The organism is Salmonella sp. GDC200615, assembly GCF_050574145.1.
GTDB classification, from domain to species: domain Bacteria; phylum Pseudomonadota; class Gammaproteobacteria; order Enterobacterales; family Enterobacteriaceae; genus Salmonella; species Salmonella enterica.
Genome location: NZ_CP192247.1, coordinates 3,535,849 through 3,559,084, shown reverse-complemented (window position 1 = coordinate 3,559,084; position 23,236 = coordinate 3,535,849). Strand labels below are relative to the sequence as shown.

General features: G+C 50.9%; 20 protein-coding genes, 1 tRNA gene and 5 pseudogenes. 18 read left to right on the top strand and 8 right to left on the bottom strand.

Annotated features, from left to right (window positions below):
* Positions 1-46: 46 nt before the first annotated feature.
* From ACQ29O_RS17200 to ACQ29O_RS17190, 3 genes and pseudogenes are all read left to right on the top strand, one after another.
* Positions 47-284, top strand: a pseudogene (locus ACQ29O_RS17200) (PerC family transcriptional regulator); the annotation flags it as partial.
* A 495-nt stretch (positions 285-779) separates the two neighbouring features.
* Positions 780-1,727, top strand: coding sequence for a LysR family transcriptional regulator (locus ACQ29O_RS17195; RefSeq protein ID WP_020937122.1), 948 nt, complete (start codon positions 780-782; stop codon positions 1,725-1,727).
* A gap of 116 nt (positions 1,728-1,843) precedes the next feature.
* Positions 1,844-2,059 carry a hypothetical protein gene (locus ACQ29O_RS17190; RefSeq protein ID WP_001575654.1) on the top strand — a complete coding sequence of 72 codons (216 nt, stop codon included), beginning with the start codon at positions 1,844-1,846 and terminating at the stop codon, positions 2,057-2,059.
* Between the two features lie 3 nt (positions 2,060-2,062).
* Here the strand turns inward: ACQ29O_RS17190 and pagN are convergent, their stop codons facing one another.
* The 4 genes from pagN to fadE all read right to left on the bottom strand — a co-directional run bounded on the left by pagN (position 2,063) and on the right by fadE (position 7,211).
* Positions 2,063-2,782 carry an adhesin/invasin protein PagN gene (gene pagN / locus ACQ29O_RS17185; RefSeq protein ID WP_000787603.1) on the bottom strand — a complete coding sequence of 240 codons (720 nt, stop codon included), beginning with the start codon at positions 2,780-2,782 and terminating at the stop codon, positions 2,063-2,065.
* A gap of 330 nt (positions 2,783-3,112) precedes the next feature.
* Entirely contained in the window at positions 3,113-3,520 is a 408-nt protein-coding gene (locus ACQ29O_RS17180) for a Spy/CpxP family protein refolding chaperone (protein ID WP_253336139.1), read from the bottom strand.
* Positions 3,521-3,890: 370 nt separating this feature from the next.
* Positions 3,891-4,658, bottom strand: a complete 768-nt coding sequence (locus tag ACQ29O_RS17175) for an amidohydrolase (RefSeq protein ID WP_000015789.1) — start codon at positions 4,656-4,658, stop codon at positions 3,891-3,893.
* Between the two features lie 108 nt (positions 4,659-4,766).
* The gene (fadE, locus tag ACQ29O_RS17170; protein ID WP_000973041.1) at positions 4,767-7,211 is read right to left on the bottom strand and encodes an acyl-CoA dehydrogenase FadE; all 2,445 of its coding nucleotides are present in this window, start codon (positions 7,209-7,211) and stop codon (positions 4,767-4,769) included.
* Positions 7,212-7,450: 239 nt separating this feature from the next.
* On the opposite strand from fadE, the gene lpcA reads away from it, so the two are divergent.
* Together lpcA and ACQ29O_RS17160 are read left to right on the top strand one after the other, a co-directional pair.
* Entirely contained in the window at positions 7,451-8,029 is a 579-nt protein-coding gene (lpcA, locus tag ACQ29O_RS17165; protein ID WP_000284051.1) for a D-sedoheptulose 7-phosphate isomerase, read from the top strand.
* Positions 8,030-8,241: 212 nt separating this feature from the next.
* Positions 8,242-9,009 carry a class II glutamine amidotransferase gene (locus ACQ29O_RS17160; protein ID WP_000333387.1) on the top strand — a complete coding sequence of 256 codons (768 nt, stop codon included), beginning with the start codon at positions 8,242-8,244 and terminating at the stop codon, positions 9,007-9,009.
* Here the strand turns inward: ACQ29O_RS17160 and dpaA are convergent.
* Entirely contained in the window at positions 8,980-9,720 is a 741-nt protein-coding gene (gene dpaA, locus ACQ29O_RS17155; RefSeq protein WP_001225657.1) for a peptidoglycan meso-diaminopimelic acid protein amidase, read from the bottom strand. The two genes, ACQ29O_RS17160 and dpaA, sit on opposite strands and share 30 nt — an antisense overlap.
* Before the next feature lie 249 nt (positions 9,721-9,969).
* On the opposite strand from dpaA, the gene dinB reads away from it, so the two are divergent.
* The 3 genes from dinB to prfH all read left to right on the top strand — a co-directional run bounded on the left by dinB (position 9,970) and on the right by prfH (position 12,994).
* Positions 9,970-11,025, top strand: a complete 1,056-nt coding sequence (gene dinB / locus ACQ29O_RS17150; RefSeq protein WP_001226202.1) for a DNA polymerase IV — start codon at positions 9,970-9,972, stop codon at positions 11,023-11,025.
* A 218-nt stretch (positions 11,026-11,243) separates the two neighbouring features.
* Complete coding sequence (locus ACQ29O_RS17145; RefSeq protein ID WP_000528899.1) at positions 11,244-12,383, top strand: RNA ligase RtcB family protein; 1,140 nt, start codon at positions 11,244-11,246, stop codon at positions 12,381-12,383.
* Positions 12,380-12,994: a peptide chain release factor H gene (prfH, locus tag ACQ29O_RS17140; RefSeq protein WP_020937121.1), complete on the top strand. Its 615-nt coding sequence runs from the start codon at positions 12,380-12,382 to the stop codon at positions 12,992-12,994. Before ACQ29O_RS17145 ends, prfH begins: the two co-directional genes overlap by 4 nt.
* Positions 12,995-13,148: 154 nt before the next feature.
* On the opposite strand, the gene pepD is transcribed toward prfH, so the two are convergent.
* The gene (pepD, locus tag ACQ29O_RS17135) at positions 13,149-14,606 is read right to left on the bottom strand and encodes a cytosol nonspecific dipeptidase (protein WP_001292977.1); all 1,458 of its coding nucleotides are present in this window, start codon (positions 14,604-14,606) and stop codon (positions 13,149-13,151) included.
* A 248-nt stretch (positions 14,607-14,854) separates the two neighbouring features.
* Between pepD and gpt the strand changes: the two genes are divergently transcribed.
* From gpt to crl, 3 genes are all read left to right on the top strand, one after another.
* Positions 14,855-15,313, top strand: a complete 459-nt coding sequence (gene gpt / locus ACQ29O_RS17130; protein WP_001292018.1) for a xanthine phosphoribosyltransferase — start codon at positions 14,855-14,857, stop codon at positions 15,311-15,313.
* 88 nt (positions 15,314-15,401) lie between these two features.
* Complete coding sequence (gene frsA, locus ACQ29O_RS17125) at positions 15,402-16,646, top strand: esterase FrsA (RefSeq protein ID WP_000189586.1); 1,245 nt, start codon at positions 15,402-15,404, stop codon at positions 16,644-16,646.
* 57 nt (positions 16,647-16,703) lie between these two features.
* Positions 16,704-17,105, top strand: a complete 402-nt coding sequence (gene crl / locus ACQ29O_RS17120; RefSeq protein ID WP_000174693.1) for a sigma factor-binding protein Crl — start codon at positions 16,704-16,706, stop codon at positions 17,103-17,105.
* A 50-nt stretch (positions 17,106-17,155) separates the two neighbouring features.
* Here the strand turns inward: crl and phoE are convergent.
* Positions 17,156-18,208, bottom strand: a pseudogene (gene phoE / locus ACQ29O_RS17115) (phosphoporin PhoE).
* A gap of 282 nt (positions 18,209-18,490) precedes the next feature.
* On the opposite strand from phoE, the gene proB reads away from it, so the two are divergent.
* The 4 genes and pseudogenes from proB to ACQ29O_RS17095 all read left to right on the top strand — a co-directional run.
* Entirely contained in the window at positions 18,491-19,594 is a 1,104-nt protein-coding gene (proB, locus tag ACQ29O_RS17110) for a glutamate 5-kinase (RefSeq protein WP_020937120.1), read from the top strand.
* Positions 19,595-19,605: 11 nt separating this feature from the next.
* On the top strand, positions 19,606-20,853 hold the full coding sequence (proA, locus tag ACQ29O_RS17105; protein WP_000893239.1) for a glutamate-5-semialdehyde dehydrogenase: 1,248 nt from the start codon (positions 19,606-19,608) through the stop codon (positions 20,851-20,853).
* Between the two features lie 115 nt (positions 20,854-20,968).
* A tRNA-Thr gene (locus ACQ29O_RS17100) sits at positions 20,969-21,044 on the top strand.
* A 163-nt stretch (positions 21,045-21,207) separates the two neighbouring features.
* Positions 21,208-21,432: pseudogene (locus tag ACQ29O_RS17095) on the top strand (Arm DNA-binding domain-containing protein); the annotation flags it as partial.
* Here the strand turns inward: ACQ29O_RS17095 and ACQ29O_RS17090 are convergent.
* Positions 21,409-22,115, bottom strand: a pseudogene (locus ACQ29O_RS17090) (IS3 family transposase); the annotation flags it as partial. The pseudogenes ACQ29O_RS17095 and ACQ29O_RS17090 sit on opposite strands and share 24 nt — an antisense overlap.
* 66 nt (positions 22,116-22,181) lie before the next feature.
* On the opposite strand from ACQ29O_RS17090, the pseudogene ACQ29O_RS17085 reads away from it, so the two are divergent.
* The 3 genes and pseudogenes from ACQ29O_RS17085 to ACQ29O_RS17075 all read left to right on the top strand — a co-directional run.
* Positions 22,182-22,547, top strand: a pseudogene (locus ACQ29O_RS17085) (diol dehydratase reactivase ATPase-like domain-containing protein); the annotation flags it as partial.
* On the top strand, positions 22,495-22,623 hold the full coding sequence (locus ACQ29O_RS17080) for a diol dehydratase reactivase ATPase-like domain-containing protein (RefSeq protein WP_077221214.1): 129 nt from the start codon (positions 22,495-22,497) through the stop codon (positions 22,621-22,623). The pseudogene ACQ29O_RS17085 and the gene ACQ29O_RS17080, both read left to right, overlap by 53 nt.
* A 109-nt stretch (positions 22,624-22,732) precedes the next feature.
* Entirely contained in the window at positions 22,733-23,056 is a 324-nt protein-coding gene (locus tag ACQ29O_RS17075; protein WP_001673904.1) for a DUF1889 family protein, read from the top strand.
* Positions 23,057-23,236: the final 180 nt, after the last annotated feature.

Sequence of the window (23,236 nt, the reverse complement as noted above, 5' to 3'; positions counted from 1 at the left end):
CTCCCCCATCATCGGCGGGCAGGGGTTGTAGGCTATATCCCAAATGATGGTGCTGATTTTGAGCAGAAATAAGATAACACCGGAGGCCGTGATAGACCCGGTTGCGCAGAATCTGGAGGCAGCAGGTCACTGGCGCAGGGCTTCTACCCGCTGGCTTTTGGTCATGGGAGATTTTGAATGTACAGAGGCCTAGCGGGAGTGGTTGTTGTTGCGCCGGAATTATTGCCTTGCGCAGATATCTTCCCCTGGCGCCAGTAAAGCTGGATATCAGCGACGTGACGAAATGAGAGGAGCCTGCACATAGGTTTATGTTTTGAGTAAGCGTCTTATTTAAACCGTCTGTTCTGTTTCCTCCACTTTCACAAATAATGTCGAACCGGGTGGGGGGGACTTAAGTAAGAATAATCTGGCGATGTTTTGCTTGTTTCCACGGGATACTTTGTTAGGTGAACGATGCAATTAATGCGCTCCAGACTGCGTCACAGAAAAGGAGAATGCCTTTGCAGAACGGGCGCATGACAATGAACCACTTTATTATTGGTATCTGGTTCGGCGACAACCTTGACGATCACTTCTGAGATAGGGTATTTACACTGAGTGGTAAACAGGTTCAATTAGTAACCGGAGATGGATGCAAAATCATGATCGATTCAGATGCTATTTTGCGCCAATAGATTTTTTATTATGATGATATCAAGGACATTGAGGCACACAATGACGCATCAGTAAGTCGTTGATAGCTCCTTTAATATAAGAATTTCTTTTATCAACGGAAGATAATGATGGAACTGATCAATAATCGTGGTATGCGAGACTGGATGATATTTATTAAAGTGGCGGAAGTAGGGAGTCTTTCCCGGGCTGCGCGGGAATTAGATATTAGCATTTCTGCTGTCAGTAAATCGCTTAGCCGCCTTGAGAATTCTATTGAGGTTCCTTTACTTCGGCGCGATTCACATCACTTAGAACTGACTGGAGCTGGTCAGACAGCCTATGCAAGCATGAAAAGGATAACATCTTCCTTTCAGTCCTTGCTGGATGAATTGCGAAATCCGGATAAAATTATCAGAGGGAGTATAAAATTTTCGGCTCCGGCTATTGTCTGTGAGTTTCTTGCCAATAAGTGGATATGGGAATTTACAGCTAGCTATCCGGATACAAAAATCTACCTGGATTCACGAGAGCGTAGCGATTTTTTTAGTAAATCCCTGGAGTTTGATGAGCTGGTTTTTAAAAGTGGCATAATCGAAAGTGAGGATCTCGTGTATCGAAAGATAAGCCCTTTAAAGTTGGCTCTTTGTGCGAGTCCGAAATATATCAGAAAATATGGCAGGATCTCACATCCTGGCGATTTGGAAAATCACATTATTGTGGGTCTTCACAACCATGGTCTTTCCGGACCTCTTACTCTTTTCCGTCAGGATGAATCATACACTATTAGTGGCGCTGTTAATGTTCATTTATCTTCCAATAATCTTTTGAGTGTTCTTAATTTGGTTTTAGAAGGAAAGGGTATCAACCTCATGACTCCGGCCTGGCTTGCCACCAAATACTTAAAAAATAATGAACTTGAAATTATACTTCCTGAATGGAGGGTTCCAGATCTCCCCATTTATCTTGTATGGCGTCATCGTCAGTATTATTCTCCTTTATTTCAACGCTTTCTGTCTTTTATTGAAGATAAATGGAATAATCGCCCACAAATTGATTTTCTGAATGATGATTAACCCGTTTGGAATGGTTTTGATACGTTCCTGACTTAAACCCACATGATGACTGAATTGAGGCATCGAGATATGCGACTGGTCACCCAGTCGTCTTTTGACGATGCCCAATACAAAACATGATGCCGACTGACGGAAATGATAATACCCGGAAACAGGACGGGGCTGTTTTTGGGCAGCCGGAAGTTAAGCCCATACCAGAAACGTTGCAGTGTACTGAAAAATGGCGCCAGGTTGCACCTGTTCAACGATTTTCTGAAGGCGCAGGAGTATTCATTACTGATATCCTCCATTGCGCCTTCGGGAACCCACAGGACCAGCTATTTTACCGATAGTGTTTAAAAGGCGTAAGTAATGCCGAGCATGAAGTCATTGGAGGCAGCCTTTGTGTCTGCATCATAAGCGGTATGTTCATCACCAGCATAGTGATTTTTTGAAATGCTTACTTTGCCAGCATTAATGTATTTATAACTGGCGTCAATCATAATATTATCTGTTACAGCATATTTTGCACCGATACCTGCGCCCCAGGCAAAGTTATTTTTTGAAGCAGACAGAGTTTCATTAATACCAAAACCAACAGGAATGGTGTTATTACTTAGCTTCACATGAGCGAGGCCAACGCCTGCGCTGATATAGGGAGTAAATGCCGTACTATTGTGAAAATCATAATAGCCATTAACCATGTAAGTGGTCATTCGGACCTGATTTTTTACATTTATGTGTACTGGATCACCAAATGCAATAATATCCTGCCCGCCTTTAGCATCCGTCTCACCTCTGAAAGTGGTATCCAGTTCTAAACGTACTGGAAGCTGGAATGGATCATAAAAGTCATAACCGATAGCAACCCCGCCGCCAAAAACGCCTTTGGTACGGTCAGGTAACGTTGCATGACCATTAACTATCTCATCCTGGCTGAAGGTTGAGTTGATTCCATAGACATTGACTACGGATGTCCCCGCTTTCCCGGTGATATAGATCCCTTCTTTTGCTGATGCAGTAGCGGACCAGGCTACCACAAGGGGAATGATGCAGACTGCGAAAAAGTTTTTCATTTCAGAACCTGCCTTAATATTGGGCTAAAAGACAAGTTTCACGGTATTGGGTGTGATATAACGATTACATAAACGAAGCCCAAAAAACGGTCTATTGTAACGCTGGGTTTTCTGTAAGCGGGTAAAAAATGAGATGAAGATTTTAAATAACAATACGATAATCGTCGGTATGGAAATCCATCTCCTCGCCAAATTGCCCCACGTACGGTTTCACTTCTACGTTATGTAACGGGTAGTGTGAGATGGAGCGATGCTGTAAGAAAAAGATGAAGATGAATTTGTACCCGACCTGGATAAAGCCCGTTATCCCGGAATAACGGGCAAAAATATTTACTCAAGTGCCTGGGCGAGATCTTGTTGTACCTGTTGACGCTGTTCTGGTGTTAAGACTTTGCTTAAATCAAAATAATATTTAACCCGATAATAGCGAGCCTGTTGTTCTATGTTACTGAAGGCTGCAAGCTGCTGTTTTACGGCGGCGTCATCCCATTTACCGGATTTAATCACCTCTATCAGCGCACCGTCTTTAATTCCCTTCATAGAAATCTGACTGACGTCGGTTTCCAGTTGTTGGTGAAGTTTTTTGATCCGGGTAATCTGATCGTTTGTTAGCTTCAGATGCTGGACAATAGGATCTTGGGCGGGCAGGGGAGGATTGGGGACAGTGGTGGCGAAAGCGCCAAAAGAAACGCCCGCCAGAGTCGCTGCCAGTAAAGTTGTGCGTACAAAGTTTTTCATGAAGATATCCTGATAAGGGAGTGATTAACCGTTTTTATTACCCACGAATGGCGAGCAATTATCTTAGAGCCTATCCCATTAGGGCTATTTTACTTGCCATTTTGGACCTGGGCAGTGCTCGCCAAAACGCGTTAGCGTTTTGAACGCCGCTAGCGGCGGCCCGAAGGGCGAGCGTAGCGAGTCAAACCTCACGTACTACGTGTACGCTCCGGTTTTTGCGCGCTGTCCGTGTCCAAACTGGCTGCGCCAATAACGCCTGGTGGGATAGGCTCTTAGTCAGAATACGTTGCCTGCCACATTACGCCACGCGAATTTGTTTTACGGAGAGTTACGGAGTGAAACAATCCCGCCGCGGTTAGCGGCAGGTTGCTTACAAGGTGAATGGATCGGCATCGCGCCAGGCTGGAAATTTTTCGCGATAGTCCTGCAAGGCGACGAGAGAAAGATCGGCATCAATACGTGTCGCCTGGTGTGGTTCGGCGGTGGCGATAATATCACCCTGGGGATTAATGATCCGGCTATCGCCGCGATAATGTAACCCGTTGCCATCAGTGCCAACCCGGTTGCAGCCTGCGACATAAGCCTGATTTTCAATAGCGCGCGCCGTCAGTAATGTTTGCCAGTGTAGCGAGCGCGGCGCGGGCCAGTTCGCTACATACAGCGCCAGATCGTAATCATTGCGGTTGCGCGACCATATCGGAAAGCGCAGATCGTAACAGATCAGCGGCAGAATGCGCCAACCGCGCCACTGCACGATGATGCGTTTATCGCCTGCGGCATAATGTTGATGTTCATCCGCCATACGAAACAGATGGCGCTTATCATAGAGATGAACCTTGCCTTCCGGTTCAACCAGTAAGAAGCGATTTACGGCGCCGCGCTCAGTTTGTAGCGCCGCGCTGCCGGCAATCAGAGCGTCAGTTTGTCGGGCTTTGGCCTGCATCCACGTAATCACGCTATCTTGCGAAAGTGAGTTATTAGCGGCCTCCATCGCAAAGCCGGTGGTAAACATTTCAGGCAGAACAATCACATCCCGGCCAGATACGAGCTCTAGCTGTCTGTCAAAATGACGCAGGTTTGCCGGGCCGTCCATCCAGACTAAAGGTTGTTGCAACAGAGTAATTTTCAAACCAGACACGATCGGAGCTCCTCATTGAACAGCGTCTTTACACTGTAGCATGAGCAATAATAAAAAAGCGGCAAGAAAAAGCCCCGCGAAAGCGGGGCAGGAAAGACACGAGACTGATTATGCGGCTTCGACTTTACGCACTTTCTCCGGCAGCTTTACCGGTTTGGTCGCCAGCGCTTCAGGTTCAAAATCATCAACGTTGATACTGCGCAGGCGGCTCTCTTCCGCTTTCGCCAGGATGGCGGCTTCATCTTTATCTATAAGCCCTTTCGCCAGCGCATTGCGCGCCAGTTCATCCAGACGAGTAAACGGCAGATTTTTACCCAGTTCTTTGCAGATGCGCTGGTGGATAGGGTCGGCAGCGATGACATCACGCAGCGCTTCTTCCAGTAAACCGACCGGATTATGTTCGGCGGGCGTCAGATACTGACCGCGCCCAATGCGTGAACGTGTGGCGTTCGGCACCTGTAGGATCTTCGCCACGGCGTGATCCAGCTTATCAGACGGCGCCAGATAATGACGGCCAGTCGGGAAGATCATCGCGGTGAGCAATCCGGCCACGACGCGGTTCGGGAAGTTCTGCAGCAGATCGTCCATCGCTTGTTCAGCACGATACAGCGCATCCTGTACGCCCCAGTGCACCAGCGGCAGGTCGGCTTCGTGGCGACCTTCGTCGTCGTAACGCTTCAGTACGGCTGAGGCCAGATAAAGCTGACTCAACACATCGCCCAGACGCGCGGAGATACGCTCGCGGCGTTTCAGGCTGCCGCCCAGTACCGCCATTGACACGTCAGACAGCAGCGCCAGGTTTGCGCTCAGTCGGTTCAGATGCTGGTAATAACGCTTCGTGGCGTCGCCGGTTGGCGTATGGCTCGTTAATCCGCGGGTCAGGCCAAGCCAGAAACTGCGGACGGTATTGCTGCCGACATGGCCGATATGTTTAAACAACAGCTTATCAAAGGCATTCACATCATTATTCTGCGCTGCGGCCATCTCTTCCAGTACATAAGGATGGCAGCGAATGGCGCCCTGACCAAAGATCATCATGCTACGGGTCAGGATATTCGCGCCTTCCACGGTGATCGCGATAGGCGCGCCCTGGTAAGCACGCGCCAGGAAGTTGCTCTCGCCCAGCATAATGCCTTTACCCCCAGTGATATCCATCGCGTCGATAATGGACTGCTGGCCGCGGTGGGTGCAGTGGTACTTCACGATAGCCGACAGTACCGCCGGTTTTTCACCCAGCATAATGCCATAGGTGATTAACGATGCGGCGGCATCCATCACATAAGCGTTACCTGCAATACGCGCCAGCGGTTCCTCAATACCTTCCATCTTGCCGATAGATATTTTGAACTGACGACGAATGTGAGCATAGGCGCCGGTTGCCAGCGCGACGGATTTCACCCCGCCAGTGGAGTTGGACGGCAGGGTAATACCGCGTCCTACCGACAAACATTCCACCAGCATACGCCAGCCTTGTCCGGCCATTTTGGGGCCGCCGATAATATAATCAATAGGCACGAAAATATCGTTACCGCGGGTTGGACCATTCTGGAACGGAACGTTAAGCGGGAAGTGACGACGACCAATTTCCACACCCGGCGTTGAGGTGGGGATCAGGGCACAGGTAATACCCAGCTCTTCTTCTCCGCCTAACAATCTATCCGGATCGGAAAGCTTAAACGCCAGGCCCAACACGGTAGCTATCGGTGCCAGCGTAATGTAACGCTTGTTCCAGGTCAGGCGCATACCCAGCACCTGCTGGCCCTGCCATTCGCCCATGCAAACCACGCCGGTATCCGGAATGGCGCCTGCATCAGAACCTGCTTCCGGGCTGGTCAGCGCAAAGCAGGGGATCTCCTGGCCGCGCGCCAGTCGCGGCAGATAGTGATTCTTCTGCTCTTCCGTACCATAGTGCTGCAACAACTCGCCAGGGCCGAGTGAGTTTGGAACGCCGACGGTGATAGCCAGAATCCCGGAGACGCCGGACAGTTTTTGCAGTACACGGGACTGCGCATAAGCGGAGAACTCCAGTCCGCCGTACTCTTTTTTAATGATCATCGCAAAAAAACGATGCTCTTTCAGATAAGCCCACAGTTCCGGCGGCAGATCCGCCAGTTCATGGGTAATCTGGAAATCGTTCGCCATCCGGCACGCTTCTTCTACCGGGCCGTCGAGAAACGCTTGCTCTTCGGCAGTGAGTTGCGGTTGCGGATAGTTGTGCAGTTTTTTCCAGTCAGGCTTGCCCTGGAACAGATCGCCTTCCCACCAGGTTGTACCGGCATCAATCGCTTCTTTCTCAGTGCGCGACATCGGCGGCATGACCTTACGGAAGCCGCGGAACACCGGTGCGGAAATCATTGATTTTCGCATCGGTGTGAGGTTAAACGGCACGAGGATAATGGCCAGAGGAACCAACAGCCAGATGGACCACAGGCCAGCGACGCCAAGTGCGGCGGTCCAGGCGAGCAGAATCAGGCTGCTGAGAAATAAACTCACGCGGTGATAGAACAATGCGCCGAGCAGAACAACCGTAGCGATAATACTCAAAATCATCATAACGAAAAGCTCCCTTGCTTGTAGGAGGTCTGACCACTTGTGATGATTAGGTTGTAGTGGATGTAAAATCTTTTAGCAATGTGTTTACAAAATAATTACAACAAAGCTCACATTGTTGCCGTTTTTGGGGGCACGAAAAATCAAAAGCGTGAGGCGTTAATTCGGCTTATGCTTCTCGCCTGTACTGCTATCCGGTACACTGCATACTGTCATTTACATTCATGCTGAAGGATATCCTCATGTACCAGGATCTTATTCGTAACGAACTGAACGAAGCGGCGGAAACGCTGGCTAATTTTTTAAAAGATGACGCCAATATTCACGCCATTCAGCGCGCGGCGGTCCTGTTGGCTGACAGTTTTAAAGCGGGTGGTAAGGTACTTTCCTGCGGTAACGGCGGCTCCCATTGCGATGCGATGCACTTTGCTGAAGAGCTGACAGGTCGTTATCGTGAAAATCGTCCGGGCTACCCGGCAATTGCGATTTCTGATGTTAGCCATATATCCTGCGTCAGTAATGATTTTGGCTATGACTATATTTTCTCTCGTTACGTTGAGGCGGTAGGGCGCGAAGGCGATGTCCTGTTAGGGATCTCGACGTCGGGTAACTCTGGTAACGTGATTAAAGCGATTGCCGCGGCCCGTGAAAAAGGCATGAAAGTGATTACGTTGACCGGCAAAGACGGCGGCAAAATGGCGGGAACGGCGGATATTGAAATTCGCGTACCGCACTTCGGTTATGCCGATCGTATTCAGGAAATTCATATCAAAGTAATTCATATCCTGATTCAGTTGATCGAAAAAGAGATGGTTAAATAACTATACCCGTCATACTTCAAGCTGCAGGTGCGTTGGTTGCGCTCAGAAACCCCAGTCACATAGTTATCTATGTGACTGGGGTTTTCCTCCCTTACCGCCTTCCTGCAACTCGAATTATTTAGGGTATAGCATATTGTTTTCTTCGATATTTTGAGATTTGATTGGCTGTAAAAATTACGCCTTCCCGCTTAAGGCGTTTGTGGAGGTGATGTATGTGCGAACTGCTTGGGATGAGCGCCAATGTGCCGACGGATATCTGCTTTAGCTTCACCGGACTGGTGCAGCGTGGCGGCGGAACCGGGCCGCATAAAGACGGCTGGGGAATTACCTTTTACGAAGGAAAGGGCTGTCGCACGTTTAAAGATCCGCAACCGAGCTACCATTCGCCGATTGCGAAACTGGTACAGAATTACCCGATCAAGTCCTGCTCGGTTATCGCCCATATCCGTCAGGCTAATCGCGGTGAAGTGGCGCTGGAAAATACACACCCTTTTACCCGGGAATTATGGGGACGCAACTGGACTTATGCTCATAACGGTCAGCTCAACGGTTATAAGTCGCTGGAAACCGGTAATTTTCGTCCGGTGGGGGAAACCGACAGCGAAAAAGCGTTTTGCTGGCTATTGCATAAATTAACGCAGCGTTATCCCCGCACGCCGGGCAACATGACGGCGGTATTTAAATATATTGCGACACTGGCGACGGTATTACGTGAAAAAGGCGTTTTTAACATGCTGCTGTCAGATGGGCGATATGTGATGGCGTTTTGCTCAACCCATTTGCACTGGATCACTCGCCGGGCGCCGTTTGGCGTAGCCACGCTGGTGGATCAGGATATGGAAATTGATTTCAGTTCACAGACCACGCCAAATGACGTGGTTACCGTGATTGCTACCCAGCCGCTAACGGGGAATGAAACCTGGCAAAAGATTATGCCAGGCGAATGGGCGTTATTTTGCCTCGGAGAGCGTATAATTTGAGGCCAGCTGTGGCTGAACGACTTCGTGACTCAACGGTTTGCCCACGACGTAACGCCCATCAACGATAGAAACAGTTGGCGGCTTATGCGTTTGTTCAAAATAATCGTAGCCGGGTTTTAGCTGCGCCCAGAAATCTTTGTAATATGAATATTTATGACGCTGCATATTGGCGTCGGTCATCCGGAACGGATAAATACTCACCTGCACGCTCGGCTGACCAAAGACCAGCGCGGCGGTGACAAACTGGAAAATCTCATCAATGCCGCTGTCGGTCATGGCATAGCAGCCGACGGAAACACAGGCGCCGTGAATCATCAGATATTTACCATCATAGCCATGCGCGCGATCGTAGGCATTTGGAAAACCAATGTTGATGGCCTTATAAAAACGGCTGTCTGGCTTGAGTTGATTGCGCTGAACGCTGTAAAACCCTTCCGGACTTTTAAAATCGCCCTGACGGCGTTTCGGGCCTAACCCGCCGGAATAGTTGCAAATTTTGTAGCTATCAAGCAACTGGTATTGCTCACCCATTTTGACGTAGAGATCAAGGGTGCGCTCTTCTTTAAAAATCTGAATATAGACCGGTGAGCCCATTAACTGCTGCTTATACTCTTTACTGACCGGCGTGACGGGGCTGCTGCTGCTCAGCAAACCGGCAAATGAGACGCACGGCATCAGAAGCATCGCAAGAAAAAATGCGATTTTACGCATACTGCTTGTTCCTTGATAAAACGGTTACACACGCCAGAACGGCAAAAGAGTCCCCAAATCGGAGTAATCTGGATTTGGAGCGCTCACATTAGCACCACGGCAGTTTTTCGCAAGTCCCCGTGTGTACGTTTACAATTTTCCCGCCGCTTTCGTCGTCATACCTTCGAATATGTCGCATTTTTAACGCGAATGTCTCTTTGCGCGCAATAAAACATACTGTACACTTAAACAGTATTGTGGGGGCGAGCGATGCGCAAAATCATACATGTTGATATGGACTGTTTTTTTGCCGCGGTAGAGATGCGTGATAATCCGGCGTTACGCGATATTCCCATTGCCATTGGCGGGAGTCGTGAGCGAAGAGGCGTTATCAGTACCGCCAACTATCCTGCGCGCCAGTTTGGCGTACGTAGCGCGATGCCGACCGCCATGGCGCTAAAGCTGTGCCCCCATCTCACCCTATTGCCTGGCCGCTTTGACGCCTATAAAGAGGCTTCGCGGCATGTACGTGACATCTTTTCCCGCTACACTTCACTGATTGAACCGCTCTCGCTGGATGAAGCCTGGCTGGATGTGACTGACAGCCCGCACTGTTATGGATCGGCAACTCTGATCGCCAGGGAGATTCGTCAGACTATTTTCAATGAACTGCAACTCACCGCCTCCGCTGGCGTTGCACCAGTGAAATTTCTGGCGAAGATCGCCTCCGATCTCAATAAACCGAACGGACAATATGTTATTACGCCAGCCGATGTACCCGACTTTCTTAAAACGTTGCCGTTAGCCAAAACTCCAGGCGTGGGGAAAGTTTCCGCCGCCAAACTGGAAAATATGGGGTTAAGAACCTGCGGGGATATTCAACAGTGCGATCTGGCGATGCTTCTCAAACGCTTTGGTAAATTTGGCCGGGTATTATGGGAGCGTAGTCAGGGTATTGACGAGCGTGATGTTAACAGCGAAAGGCTGCGTAAATCGGTAGGCGTTGAGCGTACTCTGGCGGAGGATATTCATGAGTGGTCGGACTGCGAGGCCATTATTGAATATTTATATCCGGAACTGGAGCGTCGTCTGGCTATAGTAAAGCCCGATTTACTGATTGCCCGACAGGGCGTTAAATTAAAATTTAATGATTTTCAGCAAACCACTCAGGAACATGTCTGGCCGCAATTAAATAAAGAAGACTTAATTACCACCGCCCGTAAAACCTGGAACGAGCGTCGCGGCGAGCGCGGCGTACGGCTGGTGGGGTTACACGTAACGCTGCTCGACCCTCAACTGGAGCGACAGTTGGTGTTAGGGTTATAAGTCAGGCTATTAAGATTTTATCACTATTACGATTGCGCCATCTAAATTTCAGTATTACTATACCCACGTTTTCTCATTCTCAATAACTGCAAAGGAGGTTCATCATGACACTTTATTCTCTGAACGCACTTTGCAGACCTTTCCAGGATTAATTTTCTTTTATTGCCCTGGATTAGTCTGCCATTTCCTGATTTTTTAATTCATATATGGAATGGTATATGGGCAATTATATTCGTCCTTTATCAGATGTGGTATTTTCTATCGCATCAGATAACCTGTGGATCGAAGATTCCGCGATCCAACAATTATATACGACGGCTAAGTTAACCGGTATGAAACGCGTTATCGGGATGCCAGATCTGCATCCGGGGCGCGGCTACCCTATTGGCGCAGCTTTTTTCTCGCGTGGACGCTTTTATCCGGCGCTGGTCGGCAACGATATCGGCTGCGGCATGGCGTTATGGCAAACGGATATTTTAGGGCGTAAATATAACGCCGATAAACTGGAGAAGCGGCTGGCGTCGCTGACTGACGTGGCGGACGCGCAGTGGCTGGAGGAGAATGTCCCCGCCGCAATGCAGCATCATTCGTGGCGCTCTGCGCTGGGTTCCATTGGCGGCGGCAATCATTTTGCCGAGCTGCAGCAGGTCGATCGCATCGTCGATGCTGATTCGTTCGCTTTGTCGGGGTTGCAAAAAGCGCAGTTATTACTGTTGGTACACAGTGGTTCACGCGGTCTGGGGCAAGCTATCCTGCGTCGTCATGTGGAGGCGTTTTCGCATAACGGTTTGCCGGAAGATAGCGACGATGCGCGCCGCTACCTTGCAGAACATGACGATGCGCTGGCATTTGCCCGCAGTAATCGCGCGCTGATTGCCCGCCGGATACTGCAACAGCTCAGGGCTGAGGGCGAACCGCGGCTGGATGTGGCGCATAACTTCGTTGAACCCTGTACTGTCGCGGGTGAGGCGGGGTGGCTGCATCGTAAGGGCGCTACGCCAGATGGGCAGGGACTGGTGATTATCCCCGGCTCGCGCGGCGATTATAGCTGGCTGGTGAAACCCGTCGTCAGCGAGGAGAGCCTCTTCTCCCTGGCGCATGGCGCGGGGCGCAAATGGATGCGTACCGAGTGTAAAGACCGGTTATCGGCAAAATTTACCCCGCGACAGCTCTGCCGTACCGGGATGGGTAGCCGGGTGATTTGCCGCGATCGACAGCTCATTTATGAAGAAGCGCCGCAGGCGTATAAATCCATCGATAGCGTTGTGGATTGTCTGGCAGACGCCGGACTGATTACGCCGGTTGCCTGCCTGCGTCCGGTGCTGACGCTGAAAGCCTCAGGGGAGAAAAGCGCATGATCTTACTGCAACTTTCTTCCGCACAGGGACCGGACGAGTGTTGTCTGGCGGTAAAAAAAGCGCTGGATTGTCTGACGAAAGAAGCCTCCAGAGAAAAGGTATCGCTGACACGGCTTGAAACAGAGCCGGGACGATTACCAGACACGCTGCGTTCCGCGCTGGTCTCGCTGGACGGCGAAAAAGCCATGGCTTTCAGTGAACGTTGGTGCGGCACGTTACTGTGGATTTGTACCAGCCCGTATCGCCCGCACCATGGGCGAAAAAACTGGTACGTCGGCATTGGGCGCTTTTCCGCCGACGAACACATACAGTCTGATGAGATTCGTTTCGAGACTCTGCGCTCTTCCGGCCCGGGTGGGCAGCACGTTAATAAAACCGACTCGGCAGTGCGGGCCACGCACCTGGTGAGCGGGATTAGCGTGAAGGTTCAGTCGGAGCGCAGTCAACATGCGAATAAGCGTCTGACCCGGCTGCTGATTGCCTGGCGGCTGGAACAGCAACGGCAAAATGGGTGTGCGGCGTTGAAGTCTGAAAGGCGTCTGTTCCATCATCAGATTGAGCGCGGCAATCCGCTACGGATATTTAAAGGAATGGCGTTTACGCCACAATAATTCGGTGCTACCAGCGCTGTTATAGGGCTGTCTGGCTATTCGCGTGTAGCCGCAGCGCTATTCAGCGCATCCAGGAGAGCTTATCTGGCAATGGATACCCGATATTCCATATTGATAGCCCGTCCAGAAATGGGACGGGCATTTTAGCGCTTTCTTACTTCGCAGGAATCGCTTTCAGCAATTCGGTCAGCAGAGTCCAGTAGTGGCCGACGCTTTCGATATGTACCTGCTCATCCGGAGAGTGAGGTCCGGTAATGGTAGGCCCAATAGAAACCATGTCCATATCCGGATAGGGTTTCTTAAACAGACCGCATTCTAGGCCGGCGTGGATAATCTGGATGTTCGGTGTCTTGTTGAACAGACGCTGATAGGTTTCCCGCACCAGGTGCATGACCGGCGAGTTCGCATCGGGCTGCCAGCCAGGATAGCTGCCTTTTGCTTCGGTTTTCGCGCCAGCCAGCTTGCCCAGCGAATCCAGCATACTCACCACATAATCTTTACCGCTGTCGATAAGAGAGCGAATCAGGCAGTGAATTTCGACATTCGCATCGGACATTGTGACCACGCCAACGTTCAGCGATGTTTCCACTACGCCTTTCGCCACGTCTGAATTGCGGATCACGCCGTTCGGCGTTGCGTTCAGCAGGCGCACAAAGGTATCGCGTGACGGCGCGGTCAATGCGGCTTTATCACTGGCAACCTCATTGAGTTGCAGCGTCAGGTTTTTCTCTTTTTCCGCCAGTTCGTTTTTCAGAATATCCTGGTAAGCGTTCACTAATGTTTTCAGCGCGCCTACGTTGTCTGCGGCAACGGCGAGGGTAGCGAACGCTTCGCGCGGAATCGCGTTACGCAGCGTGCCGCCGTTGAAATCGATCAGACGCAGATCCAGTTCTTCTGCGTGCCCGGCCAGAAAACGCGCCAGCAATTTGTTGGCATTGCCAAGACCGAGGTGAATTTCACCACCGGAGTGGCCGCCTTTCAGGCCTTTCAGGGTTAGCTTAAAGCACGCAAATCCTGCGGGTACAGCTTCACGGGTCAACGGCAGATTAGAGGTAAAATCAATACCGCCTGCGCAGCCCATATAGATCTCACCTTCTTCTTCAGAGTCGGTGTTGATCAGGATGTCGGCCTGCAACCAGCCGGACTGGAGGCCGAACGCGCCATCCATGCCCGCTTCTTCGGTCATGGTCAGCAGCACTTCCAGCGGGCCATGGACGACATTATCATCAGCCAGTACCGCTAACGCAGAAGCCATTCCAATACCATTGTCGGCGCCGAGCGTAGTACCGCGCGCTTTAACCCATTCGCCATCAATATAAGGCTGGATAGGATCTGTAGTGAAGTCGTGAACGGTGTCGCTATTTTTTTGCGGCACCATATCCAGATGCGCCTGTAAAACGACCGGCTTGCGATTTTCCATACCTGCAGTGGCGGGCTTACGGATCAGAATATTACCGACCTGGTCGCGATCCACGTAAAGGCCTTTCTCTTTGGCCCAACTCACAATATGTTCCGCGAGTTGCTCTTCGTGATAGGACGGGTGAGGAATAGAACAGATTTTGGCAAAAATATCCCACAAAGGTTGTGGTGATAACTGAGACAGTTCAGACACGATAAGTCTCCTTGGCGGTGGTCTGAAAAACGTTCTTACAGGCCACAGGGTTAGCGGAATTGATAACTCTTACGAGATGCGACTGAGAATACCACTTTCTCCGCCTGCGGGTAGTATAAAGCATACAAAAAGAGGCGTGGATTCCGCTAAACACTGGTTTTTAGCGCGTCAGGTCTCTATAATCTCGCGCAACTATTTCCCCCTCGAACACTTTTTAAGCCGTAGATAAACAGGCTGGGACACTTCACATGAGCGAAAAATACGTCGTCACCTGGGACATGTTGCAGATTCACGCACGCAAACTGGCGAGCCGCCTCATGCCTTCAGAACAATGGAAAGGCATTATTGCCGTAAGTCGTGGCGGCCTTGTACCGGGCGCACTACTGGCGCGTGAATTGGGCATTCGTCATGTCGATACCGTATGCATCTCCAGCTACGATCACGATAACCAGCGCGAACTGAAAGTGCTGAAACGTGCAGAAGGCGACGGCGAAGGCTTTATCGTCATCGACGATCTGGTCGATACCGGCGGCACTGCCGTCGCGATTCGCGAAATGTACCCTAAAGCGCATTTCGTCACGATTTTCGCTAAACCGGCGGGCCGTCCGCTGGTTGATGATTATGTTATTGATATTCCTCAGAACACCTGGATTGAGCAGCCCTGGGATATGGGTGTGGTATTTGTACCGCCGATTTCAGGTCGTTAATCAGCAGCTTTTCAGAGCGCCCGGCAATGCCGGGCGCTGTTTTATTGGTTACAATAAGCCTCTATGAGTATCCAAGGAGGCTGCACGAATGACACAGGCTAACCTCAGCGAAACCCTGTTCAAACCCCGCTTTAAACATACTGAAACGTCTACCCTTGTCCGTCGGTTCAATCGTGGGTCGCAGCCGCCCATGCAATCCGCGCTGGACGGTAAGAACGTCCCGCACTGGTATCGCATGATAAACCGCCTGATGTGGATTTGGCGCGGCGTTGACCCACGAGAAATCCTTGATGTGCAGGCGCGCATTGTGATGAGCGACGCAGAGCGAACGGATGATGATTTATACGATACGGTCATCGGTTACCGCGGCGGCAACTGGATTTATGAATGGGCAAAGCAGGCGATGGACTGGCAGCAGAAAGCCTGTCAGGAACAGGACGCCATGCGCAGCGGACGCTACTGGCTTCATGCCTCAACGCTCTATAACATTGCCGCCTACCCGCATTTGAAGGGCGATGAGCTGGCGGAGCAGGCGCAGGCGCTGGCGAATCGCGCCTATGAAGAGGCCGCGCAGAGGTTGCCAGGCTCGTTACGTGAAATGGAGTTTGCCGTTCCTGGCGGTTCGCCTGTCACCGCGTTTTTACATATGCCGAAAGGGGATGGCCCGTTTCCGACGGTGCTCATGTGCGGCGGCCTGGACGCCATGCAAACCGACTATTACACCCTGTATGAACGCTATTTCGCGCCGCGCGGTATCGCGATGTTAACGCTTGATATGCCTTCGGTTGGATTTTCATCAAAGTGGAAATTAACCCAGGATTCCAGCTTGCTCCATCAGCATGTGTTAAAAGCGCTTCCTAATGTCCCCTGGGTGGATCATACCCGTGTTGCGGCGTTTGGTTTCCGTTTTGGCGCCAATGTTGCGGTGCGTCTGGCCTATCTGGAAGCGCCGCGTTTGAAGGCGGTGGCTTGCCTGGGGCCGGTGGTCCATGCGCTACTTAGCGATCCGCAACGACAGAGCACGGTGCCGGAGATGTATCTGGATGTGCTGGCCAGCCGTCTGGGTATGCATGATGCTTCGGATGAGGCGCTGCGTGTGGAGCTCAATCGCTATTCGTTGAAAGTACAGGGGCTACTGGGCAGACGTTGTCCTACGCCAATGCTTTCCGGCTTCTGGAAAAACGATCCTTTCAGCCCGGAAGAAGAGTCTCGCTTAATTACAACATCATCTTCAGACGGTAAGCTGATAGAGATCCCTTTTAACCCGGTGTACCGTAATTTTGACCACGCGCTGCAAGAAATTACCGACTGGATTAATCATAGATTGTGTTAATAGATTGATAAATTCTATTGATTTGGTAAAACAGTTGCTTCATTAAAGGAGATCGCAATGACGTTACCGAGTGGACACCCGAAAAGTAGATTGATCAAGAAATTTACCGCGCTTGGCCCTTATATCCGGGAAGGGCAGTGCGAAGACAATCGTTTTTTTTTCGATTGCCTGGCAGTTTGCGTCAACGTGAAGCCCGCGCCAGAGAAGCGTGAATTTTGGGGCTGGTGGATGGAGCTGGAAGCACAAGAGAAACGCTTCACTTATCGTTATCAGTTTGGTTTGTTTGATAAAGAGGGCAACTGGACCGCAGTGCCGATTAACGAAACCGAAGTGGTGGAGCGACTGGAATACACGCTACGCGAGTTTCATGAAAAGCTACGCGACCTGCTGATTTCTATGGAGCTGGCGCTGGAGCCGTCTGACGATTTCAACGACGAGCCGGTAAAACTGTCGGCATAACCCTGCTGCCATGCCTGATGGCGTAGCGCCATCAGGCACAATGCGACTTATCAGAACTGGTAGGTCAACCCTATTGCCACAATATCATCGTCATTAATGCCTAACGTGTTATCGCTATCAAGCTGATTGATTTTGTAATCTACAAACGCGGACATATTTTTGTTGAAATAATAGGTTGCGCCAACGTCAATGTAATTCACCAAATCCTCACTGCTGACGCCCTCAATATCTTTGCCTTTTGACAGCACATAGCCTAATGACGGACGCAGACCAAAATCAAACTGATACTGGATAACCGCTTCGAAGTTTTGGGTTTTATTGGCAAATCCGCCGGAAACTGGCGTCATGTTGCGGGTTTCTGAATAGAAGGTCGCAATATAAATATCATTAGCGTCATACTTAACACCCGTAGCCTAGGCTTCGGCTTTATCGCCCGTACCGCGGCGCTGCAGATTTTGCTCCCTGGTGCGATCGGAGAGAGTATAAGCGCCGCTGACGGCAAAATCGCTGCCGCCGAAATCATAGCTCACGGATGTGCCGAAGCCGTCGCCGTTTTGCTTTTTCACATCGCGATCTTCGTTTTTCCCCTGATACTGTAAGGTAAGATCCAGTCCATCAACGATGCCGAAGAAATCGGTATTGCGGTAAGTCGCCAGCCCGCTGGCGCGTTTAGTCATAAAATTATCGGTCTGGGCGGAAGAGTCGCCGCCGAATTCGGGAAACATATCCGTCCAGGCCTCAACATCGTACAGCGCGCCCAGGTTACGTCCATAGTCAAAAGAACCGATATCTTTTAATTTCAGGCCAGCAAAGGCCAGGCGGGTTTTTTGCTGGGACGAATCACTTTCGGCTTTATTACCGGCAAACTCAGCTTCCCAGCGCCCGTAGCCGGTCAATTGATCGTTAATTTGCGTTCCGCCTTTAAAACCAAAACGAACGTAGCTTTGATCGCCATCTTTGCTGTCATAATCGCTCATATAGTGCATGGCTTTAACTTTTCCATACACATCAAGCTTATTACCGTTTTTATTGTAAACCTCGGCGGCGTGAACAGATGCTGATGCGATGATACTCACCACTATTGCCAGAGTGCTCTTATTCATTTCCATTCCTGTTTTAATTACGCGCTATGATTTGTCGGGAGACCCGGTAAAAAACAGGAAGGTTTTTAACGTTCGGTAATGAAAGATTTATGACAAAGTGAGGATTTTTTTAAAAAAATATGTTTAATTGTTGCGGTAATAAAATGGTCAAATTCCGCCGCTACGCTTGCTGATCCTGCGCAACAAAATTTCACGCTACGCGTACAGGTTGTTGGCAACCGGAGCCAGTCCTGCTAAAACGTTCATTTGGTCTTTATTTCTTATTTTGAACGGCAGAGAATCATGAGTGACAGCCAGACGCTGGTCGTAAAACTCGGCATCAGCGTGCTAACAGGCGGATCGCGCCGCCTGAACCGTGCCCATATCGTAGAACTTGTCCGCCAGTGCGCGCAGCTACACGCCGCGGGACATCGTATTGTTATTGTTACCTCTGGCGCGATTGCCGCCGGACGTGAACATCTCGGCTACCCGGAACTGCCGGCAACGATCGCCTCTAAACAGCTTCTGGCGGCGGTAGGGCAAAGCCGCCTGATTCAACTGTGGGAGCAGTTGTTTTCAATTTACGGTATCCATATCGGGCAGATGCTGTTGACGCGTGCGGATATGGAAGACAGAGAGCGCTTTCTGAACGCCCGCGATACGCTACGTGCATTACTGGATAACCATATTGTGCCGGTTATCAATGAAAATGATGCCGTTGCGACAGCGGAAATTAAAGTGGGCGATAACGATAACCTCTCCGCGCTGGCGGCTATCCTGGCAGGCGCGGATAAACTGCTGCTGCTGACCGATCAGCAAGGATTATTTACCGCCGATCCGCGTAGCAATCCGCAGGCGGAGCTTATCAAAGATGTGTATGGCGTTGACGATGCGCTGCGCTCTATCGCGGGAGACAGCGTTTCCGGGCTGGGAACCGGTGGTATGAGCACTAAGCTTCAGGCGGCAGACGTGGCCTGTCGCGCGGGTATTGATACGATTATTGCCTCAGGCAGTAAACCGGGCGTGATCGGCGATGTGATGGAGGGGATTTCCGTCGGCACCCGTTTTCATGCGCAAGCCTCGCCGCTGGAGAACCGCAAACGTTGGATCTTCGGCGCGCCGCCGGCAGGTGAAATTACGGTTGATGAAGGCGCGACCGCGGCAATGCTGGAACGTGGCAGTTCACTTCTGCCAAAAGGCATCAAAAGCGTGACGGGCAATTTCTCGCGGGGGGAGGTCATCAGAATTTGTAACCTGCAAGGGCGTGATATTGCTCATGGCGTCAGCCGTTATAACAGTGATGCTCTGCGGCGGATAGCCGGTCACCACTCTCAACAAATCGATGCGATTCTGGGCTATGAATATGGCCCGGTCGCTGTTCATCGTGATGACATGATTACTCGATAAGGAACAGGCATATGCTGGAACAAATGGGCATTGCTGCTAAAGCGGCGTCGTATAAGCTGGCGCTGCTCTCCAGCGGCGAAAAAAATCGCGTGCTGGAAAAAATAGCCGATGAACTGGAAGCGCAAATGGAAAGTATCCTCAGCGCGAACGTACAAGATGTTGAGCAGGCGCGAGCCAATGGCCTGAGCGAAGCGATGCTGGACCGCCTGACGCTGACCCCTGCGCGTCTGAAAGCGATTGCTGACGATGTGCGCCAGGTCTGTAATCTCGCCGACCCGGTCGGGCAGGTGATCGACGGCGGTCTGCTGGACAGCGGGCTACGTATGGAACGCCGCCGCGTGCCGTTGGGCGTGGTTGGCGTTATCTATGAGGCGCGTCCGAATGTTACCGTTGATGTGGCTTCTTTGTGTCTGAAAACCGGTAATGCGGTGATTCTACGCGGTGGGAAGGAGACGTATCGCACGAATGCCGCAACCGTTCGTGTCATTCAGAAGGCGCTGAAAGCTTGCGGTTTACCGGAGGCGGCGGTTCAGGCGATTGATAATCCGGACCGTTCGCTGGTCAATGAAATGCTGCGTATGGATAAGTACATCGATATGCTGATCCCGCGCGGCGGCGCAGGCTTGCATAAACTGTGCCGCGAGCAATCCACCATTCCGGTGATTACCGGCGGGATTGGCGTGTGCCATATTTTTGTTGATAGCAGCGCAGACATCGCCCCGGCGCTGAAGATTATTGTTAACGCCAAAACCCAGCGCCCGAGCACCTGTAACACGGTGGAAACCTTGCTGGTGCATCAGGACATCGCAGAACGCTTTTTGCCTGCGCTGAGCAAGCAGATGGCGGAGAGCGGCGTGACGTTGCATGGGGATGAAACCGTCATGCAACTGCATGGCCCTGCCAAACTGGTGCCGCTGAAACCGGAAAAGCTGGATAACGAGTTTCTGTCTCTGGATCTGAACGTTGTGGTGGTCGAAAATATGGATGGCGCTATCGCTCACATTCGCGAACATGGTACTCAGCACTCCGATGCGATTTTGACGAGTGATATGCATAATGCTGCGCGTTTCGTGAACGAAGTGGATTCCGCTGCGGTTTATGTCAACGCCTCTACCCGTTTTACCGATGGCGGGCAGTTTGGGCTTGGCGCAGAAGTGGCGGTCAGCACGCAGAAATTACATGCCCGCGGTCCGATGGGGCTTGAAGCGCTTACCACCTATAAGTGGATCGGCTTTGGCGATGGTACGATTCGTGCGTAATTAATGTCGAGCGGTGCAAAAATAGCCGGTTGAGTAGCAAGGCTATTGACGCACCGCCCGGTTAGTTTTAACCTTCTACCCCGTGATTCACCCGCGTGAACACACCCTTCTCAGGGCCGATATAGCTCAGTTGGTAGAGCAGCGCATTCGTAATGCGAAGGTCGTAGGTTCGACTCCTATTATCGGCACCATCTCAAGTTCCTCAAACGTCCGTATTCATCCATAAATACACTGATTTATAACGACTTTATTGCTTTTTTGTCCATCACCGTCCGTAACCATCCAGTAGAATCCGACACTGAATGTGTATAGGATTGTGTATATGTTCCTGTTCGGTCTTGGATTCCTATCCACATGCCTTTAAACGATATGCAGATTCGCCGCGCTAAGCCTGAAACTAAAGCCTATACACTCGGAGATGGGCAAGGGTTGTCATTGCTAATTGAACCTAATGGAAGCAAGAGCTGGCGGTTCCGTTATCGTTTTGCCGGTAAGCCAAAAATGATCTCGCTGGGTGTGTATCCGACGATCACACTTGCAGATGCCAGTTCTCGTCGTGATGTCACCCACCCACTTCTGATTCGGGCCGCTGGTGTAAAAGTCCTGCTTCAGCCAATTCTCTGAGACTGGCAGATCATGTTTGCGGTAACTGACCGGACGGAACCGGCGTGAGGCTTTCGCCCGCCGCCCCTGCCGACGCAGGCTGGCCGCCACGGTTTTCACGTTGAACTGGTAACCCTGAGCACGAAGCTCATCCGTCAGGCGTGGCGCACCATAGCGTTGTTTTGCGTCACTGAATGCTTCCCGGACGACGTTATCACAGACAAGGCGGAACCGCTGACGCTGGTTTATCTGATGACGACGCTGATGCCAGACGTACCAGCCGCTACGGGCAATCTGAAGTACACGGCACATGGCTTTGATATTGAACTCAGCCTGATGTTTTTCGATGAAGACATACTTCATTTCAGGCGCTTCGCGAAGTATGTCGCGGCCTTCTGGAGAATGGCCAGTTCCTCATCCCGTTCTGCCAGTTGACGTTTCAGACGGGCGATCTCAGCGGACATCTCCTGCTCGCGTTCAGAAGAAGAGAGCTGATTTTGCTGTTTGCTTCGCCAGTTGTAGAGCTGTGATTCATACAGGTTAAGTTCGCGGGCGGCAGCGGCCACCCCAATGCGTTCAGCCAGTTTCAGGGCTTCCTGACGAAATTCAGGCGTGTGCTGCTTGCGTGGCTTTTTGGTGGTTGATGCTGGTTTTGTCATGTGAGTCACCTCTTACTTGTGAGTTTACTCACTTAGTCGCGTGTCCACTATTGCTGGGTAAGATCAATGGCCTCGCTGACCAGTCATGACATGAACGCCGTGCATATCCAGGATCTTCTTGCGGTGGATACGTTTATTCCCCGCGCGGTACAGGGTGGCATTGCCGGGGAATGTTCAATGGAAAACGCCGTTGGCATTGCGGCGATGGTGAAATCCGATCGCTTACAGATGCAGGCTATCGCCAGCGAGCTAAGCGCCCGGTTAAATACCCCAGTTGAAGTCGGTGGTGTGGAAGCCAACATGGCTGTGGCTGGCGCGTTAACGACGCATGGATGCGCCGTGCCGCTGGCGATCCTCGATTTAGGCGCAGGATCCACCGATGCCGCCATTATCAATAACGATGGCGCAGTACGGCGTTGTCGCCGGGCAGGGTAATATCCGTGGTACTGAAGGCCCGCGCAATGCGGTAGCGACCGGGCTGGTTTTAGCCGGAGAAGCCAAAAAATAGTGCAGAAAACAGCCGCGCAAGCGTTTAGCTGCGGGGTAAGTCAAAGAAAGGCGATGTTCTCTTTGATATCCCGGCGGAGTTGGGTACATAGTATCAAGGTGTCTCTCACGTGGTTAATTTTAAGGATAAGAGCATGCCAACAGCAATTGAAAAAGCCTTGGATTTTATTGGTGGTATGAATACTTCGGCGCCAGTGCCCCATTCAATGGATGAAAGCACCGCTAAGGGAATTCTAAAGTATTTGCATGACTTAGGTGTGCCAGCGAGTCCGGAAGTTGTGATGGCACGGGGTGAGCAGGAGGGATGGAATCCTGAGTTCACGAAAAAAGTGGCCGGATGGGCAGAGAAAGTCGCCTCCGGTAACCGCATCCTTATCAAAAACCCAGAGTATTTTTCGACCTATATGCAGGAGCAGCTCAAAGAACTCGTGTGAGCTGACTATCGAATAAAACGCTAACGGACGTTTCCATCTAAGGATGGCGGCGTTCAGAAGGGGTTGCCAGTGACAGTTTTGGACTGCCGATTCATTTCTTTTCGTCAAATTAATGTCTATATATTTATTGAATAAATATATAGTTCATAACTTACTACGTTGCCATTACCGCGTCATTCT